General features: G+C 42.6%; 1 protein-coding gene. It reads right to left on the bottom strand.

Annotated features, from left to right (window positions below; genetic code table 11):
* A partial coding sequence (locus DWX29_RS12290) for an RHS repeat-associated core domain-containing protein (RefSeq protein ID WP_279218282.1) occupies positions 1 to 338 on the bottom strand: 338 nt, incomplete at both ends.

Raw genomic sequence — 338 nt, forward strand, 5'->3', positions numbered from 1 at the left:
CCGCTCTTTACAACGTTGAAGGCTGTTCTTCCTGCATTTCCAAGTGTGCTTATGTATGAGCATCCGTCTGGGTCTATGTAATACAGCGGATTGTCTCCACAGTATGTGTAACCGTTCTGGGTTAGGGTTTCATATACATTTCCTGCTTTAGGGTCCTTCTGTATAAATTCCCTGTCTGTGGAATTGTACATTCTTGCTCCCGCATTCCAGTAGCCTGTTGTTTCATCATAAACATATCCGGTGTAACTTTTTGAAATGTTTATTCCGTTAAGTTTACTGCTTACCGTTTCTGTTTCCGGCTTTCCCCATGCATCATACTCTGTTTTTGCTGCAACCTC

It is taken from the genome of Eubacterium sp. AF19-12LB, assembly GCF_003479125.1.
Taxonomy (GTDB): domain Bacteria; phylum Bacillota; class Clostridia; order Lachnospirales; family Lachnospiraceae; genus Eubacterium_U; species Eubacterium_U album.